Source organism: Chromobacterium piscinae, from assembly GCF_021129175.1.
Taxonomy (GTDB): domain Bacteria; phylum Pseudomonadota; class Gammaproteobacteria; order Burkholderiales; family Chromobacteriaceae; genus Chromobacterium; species Chromobacterium piscinae.
In genome coordinates, this window is record NZ_JAJOHV010000128.1 from 1 (window position 1) to 6,119 (window position 6,119).

Below are 6,119 nucleotides of genomic sequence, written 5' to 3' on the forward strand. Positions count from 1 at the left end.
GGCCAAGGCGATCAGCGTCGCCGCGGCTCCGGCGGCGGCGGCCCCCGCCGCGGAGGCGCCGAAGAACGCCGGCGGCGGCAAGACCGACAACCGCGACCTGCCCGTCACCGAACCGCAGTCCCGCGGCGGCTATTTGAACAACCCGGCCCCGGTCTACCCGACGGTGTCCCGCGAGGAAGGCGAAGAAGGCACTGTGCGGCTGCGGGTGCTGGTCAGCGCCCAGGGAGCTGCGCAAGAAGTGTCGGTGCATGACAGCAGCGGCTTTCCCCGGCTGGACCGCGCCGCGCTGGCCTCGGTCAAGCGCTGGCGCTTCACCCCTGCCAAGCGCGGCGGGGAAGCCATTGCCTACACCTATATCGTTCCGGTTGAATTTTCTTTGAAATCCGGCAGGTCATGATCCTCGCAACCCTATTGCTCCAGGGCGTCGCCACAGTAGCGGCGGCCTCGCCGCCCCAAACAAGCGCCACGGCAGCCGCAGTCGCCAGCGCTCCCGCCGCCGCCCGGCCTGCGCCGAGAAACGCATGGAACAATCCTTCTCCTCCCTACCCGACGCGTTCGATAGAGGAAGGCGAAGCCGGCACCGTACGGCTGAAGATGCACATTAGCGCGGAAGGCACCGTTCAAGCCGTCGCGCTTGATAGCAGCAGCGGCTACCCGCGGCTGGATCAGGCCGCGATGACTGCAGCCAGGACCTGGCGCTTCATCCCCGCCAAGCGCGGCGGCAAAGCCATCCCTTACATCTTTATCATCCCCATTGAATTTTCTTTGAAGCCTGCCAAATCATGAATCTGATGACCGTATTCCAACAAGGGGACGCCGTGCTGATCGCGGTGTTCATGATCCTGATCCTGATGTCGGTGCTCACCTGGTACCTGATCATCGTCCGCGGCGTGCAGACCTTGCGCCTGCGCCGCGCCAACCGCGACGCGGAAAGCGCGCTATGGGGCGCGGCAGACTGGCGCCAGGCCGAAACCAGCCTGCAGCATAGCCAGGGCCAGTTCGCCAATCTGGCGCGCGCCGGCCTCGCCGCGCTGAAGCAGTATCAAAGCCAGGCCGGCCGCGCGCTGGGCCAGGCTTGCGGCATCGACGAGTTCCTGACCCGCGCCATCCGCAAAGTGCTGTCGCAGGAGATGGCCCGCCAGGAAGCCGGCCTGACCGTGCTGGCCTCCATCGGCTCCACCGCCCCATTCGTCGGCCTGTTCGGCACCGTGTGGGGCATCTACCACGCGCTGGTCAACATCGGCCAGGCGGGCCAGATGAGCATAGGCGCGGTCGCCGGCCCGATCGGCGAGGCGCTGGTGGCCACCGCCGCCGGCCTGGCCGCCGCCATCCCGGCGGTGCTGGCCTACAACGCCCTCACCCGCGCCCAGCGCGTGATGTCGCAGGAACTGGACTACTTCGCCCATGACCTGCACGCCCAGTTGCTGACCCAGTCCGGAGAAAGCCATGGCGTTCGGTAGTTTCAACCAGGGCCCGGCCGCGCCAATGGCCGAACCCAACACCACGCCGCTGGTCGACGTGATGCTGGTGCTGCTGGTGGTGTTCATCATCACCACCCCGCTGCTGACCAATGCGGTCAAGGTAGACCTGCCGCGCGCCCAGGCCGCCGAGCACCAGGACAAGCCCGAGCAGATCCGCCTGGTGGTGGACGCTGCCGGCAAGCTGTTCTGGAACGACAAGCCGGTGGCCGAGACCGATCTCCCCGCCCGCTTCGCCGCCGCCTCCGCCGCCAACCCCGAAGTCGAGCTGCACCTGTCTGCCGACAAGGCGGTGCGCTACGAGACCGTGGCCAAGGCCCTGGCCGCCGCCCAGAAAAACGGCGTCGGCAAGATAGGCTTCGTCACCGCCGCGCAGTAGGCCCATCCCGAGATCCGCCCCGCCCCCGACCGGGAAGCGGGGCTTTTTCATCTCTGCGCGCCGGACGATCCCTCCCGGCCGAGGCGCCGCCCTCTGGCCCCCGCCCCGGCTGCATGGCACTATCTTCCGCGCAGCCATTCATCCATCCCGCCGCGCCCGGCGCGGCGACAGCAACGGTCCCACACGATGCCGCTCCGCTTTCCCCGACTCGCTCTGGCCGCCGCGCTCGCCTGCGCCGGCCAGGCAGCCCACGCCGCCCTGCAACCCGCCGCCGACGCGCCGCTGGCGCGCCGCTCCAACTCTGTCTGCCATCACCTCGCCGACAACAGCCTGGACTGCACCACGGAAAACCAGTTCACGATCCTGAAACCGGCCGGCAAGGACCTGCTGTCGCGCATCGACTTCACCTATTCCGACACCGACAGCCTGGAAGTGCTGGACGGCGAAGTGCGCCAGCCGAACGGGCGCGTGGTCAAGCTGGACAAGTCGCAGGTGGAAACCCGCGCCGCGCCCAATCCCTACGCCGGCGTCAGCCGCGACAAACAGACCTGGATCGCCTTCCCCGAGCTGGCGGTGGGCAGCGTGGTCAGCTACCGCGTCAAGCGCCACATGGCCTCGCCGCCGCTGAGCCGCGAGTTGCTGTACCGGCTAGACTTCGACGCCGAGCCCACCCGCAATGACAGCTTCCGCTTCGAGCTGGACTCGCCGCGCCCGCTGCTGTGGCGCAGCGAGAAGATGGACGACTTCAAGATCAACGCCAGCGCCGACGGCAAGCGCATCGTCGTCGAGCAAAAAGCGCCCCGCTACCTGAATTTCACCAATGAGTGGGACAACAGCGCGCTGCGCAGCTGGCCGCGGCTGAGCATCGCCACCAGCGACTCGCCGCAAAGCCATTTCGGCGTCTACGCCGGACGCTACAACCAGATCCTGTCGGCGCCGCTGCCGCCGGCCGCCGCCGCCGAGGTGGAGGCGCAGCGCGGCAAGCCCGCCGCTGAACAGGTGGCCGCCTTCATGCAGCACATCAACGGCCATTACCGCTATCTGAACGACCAGCGGCTGGCCGAGCGCGGCTTGGTGCCGTTCACGCTGGCCGAGATCGAACAGCACGGCTACGGCGACTGCAAGGATCTGGCGACGCTGCTGACCGCGATGCTGCGCGCGTCCGGCATCGCCGCCGAGCCCACGCTGGTCTTCCGCGGCAACGACGCGCCGCGTCCGCTGCTGCCCGGCTTGGGCACCGTCAACCACATGATCGTCCGCGCCGAGGTGAACGGCAAAACCGAGTGGCTGGACGCGACCAATCCCTTCTTCGTCCCCGGCCGCATCACTCCGGACCTGCAGGACCGGGCCAGCTACCGCATCGGCGCCGACGGCCAGGTGCGCGAAGAAGCGATTCCGATGCAGGCGGCGACGCTGACCAGCCGCAGCGAACGCGTCGAAACCCTGCGCCGCGACGGCAGCGCCGCCATCTCCATCCGCGGCGAAGTCTCCGGCTGGCCGCTGGTGCAACTGGCGATGCAGGACCGCTTCCAGGGACCGGCCAGCTCCGACCAGAGCCTGTGCCGCGCGGTCAACAAGCAGCCGCGGGAATGCAAGGTGGACCGCCCCGCCACCGGCTTCCTGCAGCCGGCGCGCTACGCGGCGCGGATAGACAGCGTCGACCAGCGCGCGGTGGAAAAGATTTCCGGGCTTTATCTGTACGACCCCGGCCTGGAGCATGACTGGGACGGTTTCGCCAGCTATCTGGCCAACGGCAACCAGGCCGACGTCTACCTGGGCGACGCTGAAACCACCGAACGCGCGGTGACGCTGCGCGGCGCCCGCGCCATCCAGCCGCCGTTCAGCTGCCAGGCCAGCTCGCGCTGGTACGACCTGTCGCTGGAGCAGCGGAAAACACCGGACGGCATCCGCTATCAGTACCGACAGACCCGCAAGGTGCGCTGGCTGAGCCATGACGAGATCGCCAGCCCCGAGTTCATCCGCTTCAACGAAGCGGCGCGCGCCTGCGCGATTCAGGCGCGGCAGATCATCAAGCTCTGAGAAAAACGCAATCCGCACAAAGGACGGCCCCGGCCGTCCTTTTTCATGCCGTTTTAACAAGCAATTCCTTTAAAAACTACCACGAAAATTCAATAGCGATCACATGCAAGCCTTGCTGCATGATGCGCATAGCATGACAATGACGGATTGGCAGCCATACTTAAGATAGCAAGGTCATAGAGAAGCAAACCATGAAACAGACCTCAACAGGCCATGGCGGCGGCCGCGAAGTGCAGCTGGCGCCGCACGAACTGATCGTCACCAAGACCGACCCCACCGGCCACATCACTTACGCCAACCGCGTGTTCATGCGCATCGCCGGCTATGCCGAGCACCAGTTGCTGGGCAAGCCGCACAATCTGATCCGCCATCCGGACATGCCGCGCGGCGCCTACCGGCTGATGTGGCAGACGCTGCAGGCCGGCCACGAATTCTTCGCGCTGGTGAAGAACGCCACTTTGGACGGCGATTATTACTGGGTGCTGGCCAACGTCACCCCGGACTACGACCTCAAAGGCAAGCTGCAAGGCTATTACTCGGTGCGCCGGCCGCCTAGCCGCGCCGCCATCTCCGCCATCGAACCGATCTACGCCGAGATGCGCAAGATCGAAGCCGCGCACGGCAAGGCCGCCGCGCCGGACGCTTCGCGCGACTGGCTGCTGGCCCTGCTGGAAGAAAAAGGCTGCAGCTACCAGGACTTCATCCTGGGGCTGAACGCCGACGTGCTGAAAGCCAAAGGAGTCGCAGGATGAGTTCGCCGCGCAAACCCACCCCCTTCCTGCGCTCGCACCTGGCCTGGGCGCTGGGCGCCTTCAATCTGCTGGTGCTGCTGTCCATCCTGGACGAATACCTGCTGCCGCCGATGGCGCGGGCCCTGATCAGTGTGCTGCTGATGGCCGCCACCCTGGCCCTGTCCTGGTGGCTATGGCGGCAAGGCAGCCGCATCTTCCTGCTGCTCAACACCCTGACCCGCCAGCTGGGCCTGGCCTGCAGCGGCGAACTGCACCACCGCAGCACCCAAACCCGGCAGATGGGCGAGGTCGGCCAGGTAGCCTGGCAGCTGAACGACTTCCTCGATCTGGTGGAAACCTATTTCAAGGAAATCAACACCTGCTTCCAGGAAATCAGCCAGGGCAACTTCAGCCGCCGGCCGCTGAGCCAGGGCCTGCCCGGCATCCTGGCCAGCTCGCTGGAAAGCGTCAACGCCGCCATCCAGTCGATGGCCGACAACGACGGCTTCGTGCGCCGCAACCGGCTGTCTTCCCAACTGGCCGCGTTGAACAATCCCCATCTGCGCCAGGATCTGGCCGGCAGCCAGCGCGATCTCGCCGCCATCAGCCAGGCGATGGACCAGGTCGCCGGCATCACCCGCGACAACGCCGCCGGCGCCCGCGTCAGCCTGGACAGCGCCAACGAGCTGTCCGGCCACCTGGACACCATCGCCGGCAGCGTCAGCAGCATGGACACCGCCAGCCAGATGCTGGCCCAGGAATGGCAGGGCATCGAGACCTCGCTGGCCGACATCTCCGCCATCGCCGACCAGACCAACCTGCTGGCGCTGAACGCGGCGATCGAGGCCGCCCGCGCCGGCGAAACCGGCCGCGGCTTCGCCGTGGTGGCCGACGAAGTGCGCAAGCTGGCCGAACGCAGCAAGAGCACCGCCAACCAGGTGCAGGGCGTGCTGGAGTCGCTGTCCAGCCGCATCGGCGACATGCAGGCCCAGGCCAGCGCCGCCGGCGGCGTGGCCGGCGAGGTGCAGTCCTCGGTGGACTCGTTCCGCCAGCGTTTCTCCAGCCTGGCCGAGCAATCCGATCTGGTGCTGCAGCAGGTCAGCGCAGTGCAGCAGAAATCGCAAACCTCGCTGCAGAAAGTTGGCCACGTGATCTACAAGCAGAGCGCCTATCACGCGATCGAAGAAGCGCAAGAAGCGCCGCCAGCGCTGGAGCTGGAAACCTGGCTGGAAGGAGATGGCGCGTCGCTGTTCGGCAGCGCCGCCCAGAACCTGCGGCCGCCGCTGCAGCAGCTGCGGCAACAGGTGGACGCCGCGCTGCGCGCCGCCAGCCAGAACGGCCAGCTGGACGAGGCCGCCATCGTCGCCAGCATGCGGGCAGTGGAACAAGCCAGCCAGAAACTGCAATCGGGCCTGGAGGAACTGGGCGGGCGATGAGCCGCCTCCATCGATAGCGACAGCCGGGCGACGCCCGGCTTTTTTCATGCCCGCG

General features: G+C 67.1%; 7 protein-coding genes. All 7 read left to right on the plus strand.

Features of this window, described 5'->3' with window-relative positions; all coding sequences use genetic code 11:
• The coding region (locus LQR33_RS22735; RefSeq protein ID WP_231470542.1) for an energy transducer TonB at positions 1–397 on the plus strand (397 nt) is incomplete at its 5' end.
• The gene (locus LQR33_RS22740; RefSeq protein WP_166441339.1) at positions 394–786 is read left to right on the plus strand and encodes an energy transducer TonB; all 393 of its coding nucleotides are present in this window, start codon (positions 394–396) and stop codon (positions 784–786) included. The genes LQR33_RS22735 and LQR33_RS22740, both read left to right, overlap by 4 nt.
• Positions 783–1,460 carry a MotA/TolQ/ExbB proton channel family protein gene (locus LQR33_RS22745; RefSeq protein WP_166441340.1) on the plus strand — a complete coding sequence of 226 codons (678 nt, stop codon included), beginning with the start codon at positions 783–785 and terminating at the stop codon, positions 1,458–1,460. Before LQR33_RS22740 ends, LQR33_RS22745 begins: the two co-directional genes overlap by 4 nt.
• Entirely contained in the window at positions 1,447–1,857 is a 411-nt protein-coding gene (locus tag LQR33_RS22750) for an ExbD/TolR family protein (protein ID WP_166441341.1), read from the plus strand. The genes LQR33_RS22745 and LQR33_RS22750 overlap by 14 nt, the downstream gene beginning before the upstream one ends.
• Positions 1,858–2,043: 186 nt before the next feature.
• On the plus strand, positions 2,044–3,897 hold the full coding sequence (locus tag LQR33_RS22755) for a DUF3857 domain-containing transglutaminase family protein (RefSeq protein ID WP_231470544.1): 1,854 nt from the start codon (positions 2,044–2,046) through the stop codon (positions 3,895–3,897).
• Between the two features lie 191 nt (positions 3,898–4,088).
• A complete protein-coding gene (locus LQR33_RS22760) occupies positions 4,089–4,649 on the plus strand; it encodes a PAS domain-containing protein (RefSeq protein WP_231470546.1) in 561 nt (186 codons plus the stop codon).
• Positions 4,646–6,064, plus strand: coding sequence for a methyl-accepting chemotaxis protein (locus LQR33_RS22765; protein WP_231470548.1), 1,419 nt, complete (start codon positions 4,646–4,648; stop codon positions 6,062–6,064). Before LQR33_RS22760 ends, LQR33_RS22765 begins: the two co-directional genes overlap by 4 nt.
• Positions 6,065–6,119: the final 55 nt, after the last annotated feature.

Excerpts from the sequence above, each read along its gene's own strand:
- LQR33_RS22765 (WP_231470548.1), top strand. The coding sequence starts at position 4,646 with ATGAGTTCGCCGCGCAAACCCACCCCCTTCCTGCGCTCGCACCTGGCC.
- LQR33_RS22745 (WP_166441340.1), top strand. The coding sequence starts at position 783 with ATGAATCTGATGACCGTATTCCAACAAGGGGACGCCGTGCTGATCGCG.
- LQR33_RS22755 (WP_231470544.1), top strand. The coding sequence starts at position 2,044 with ATGCCGCTCCGCTTTCCCCGACTCGCTCTGGCCGCCGCGCTCGCCTGC.
- LQR33_RS22740 (WP_166441339.1), top strand. The coding sequence starts at position 394 with ATGATCCTCGCAACCCTATTGCTCCAGGGCGTCGCCACAGTAGCGGCG.
- LQR33_RS22760 (WP_231470546.1), top strand. The coding sequence starts at position 4,089 with ATGAAACAGACCTCAACAGGCCATGGCGGCGGCCGCGAAGTGCAGCTG.
- LQR33_RS22750 (WP_166441341.1), top strand. The coding sequence starts at position 1,447 with ATGGCGTTCGGTAGTTTCAACCAGGGCCCGGCCGCGCCAATGGCCGAA.